The 903-nt window shown below is 42.5% G+C and carries 2 protein-coding genes; both read left to right on the top strand.

Translation table 11 applies throughout. The features are described from left to right. A partial coding sequence (locus ACYVTD_RS13870) for an outer membrane protein assembly factor BamD (protein ID WP_461248315.1) occupies window positions 1-442 on the top strand: 442 nt, incomplete at its 5' end. A 26-nt stretch (window positions 443-468) separates the two neighbouring features. Beyond that, window positions 469-903, top strand: a 435-nt coding sequence (locus tag ACYVTD_RS13865; protein WP_461248314.1) for an ATPase, incomplete at its 3' end; no start/stop codon positions are given.

Raw genomic sequence — 903 nt, 5'->3', positions numbered from 1 at the left:
TACTGGTTATAGATATACTGAGGTTATGATTTTGTCGGCTAAAAAATTACATATATTGGCTATATCTGCCTTTGTTTTATGTGTATCCGCCTGCGCTTCTACGGCGGATATCAGCGATGACATCACCCCCGCCGAAATAATACAACGCGCCCAGGAAGCGACCGACAAAAACCGTTACAAGCTCGCCCTCCAGTATTATCAGGCGCTGAAAGAGCGGAATCCAAGCAATATCGATCTTGTCATCACGGCCGAATATGAAATCGCCTTTATTCATTACAAGCAAAATAAATTCCAACAGGCAAAAGGCGAGTTAAATGACGTGCTGGAATACTACAATACCCCCGACGAGGAACTGCTTCCCCAGCATTTTAAGAAGCTTTCCAAAATCGTAATTGAGCGCATAGAGAAGAGAGAGAAAAAACTGGGCATAGTCGGCTCTTAAATTTTGGAAGGTTTTTTGGGTGTAATTTGGTTTATTTTATGGAAGAACTGCAATCGACAGAAATACTTGATCGCGAAATACTTGAGGACGCAAGAAAAAAAGCCGTGCGTATCCTGAAAACCGCAGATGAAACGGTAACGGCGCAAACCGCCGAATGGGAAAAGAAAACCTTAACAAACATAGACGAACTTGACAAAAAATACGAAGAACAGAGGGAAATTTCGGCTTCAAAAATCATGGCGAGGCTTCCCATAGACAAACACCGCGTAAAAATAGAAAAAATCGAAGCCCTTCTGTCCCAGGCGGTGGAAACATGGTTTAAAAACTTAAGCCGGCAAAAAATACTTGATATCCTCGCTGAAGAACTTAAAAAACGGCTTGCCCTATGCGAAGATTTTTCTAAAGCCGCTAAAATAAACGCGGGCATTAACGGAATAAGCCGCAGTGAAGCGGAAACTGTT

Source organism: Treponema sp. R6D11, from assembly GCF_054786075.1.
This window is presented reverse-complemented; position numbering and strand designations above follow the sequence as displayed.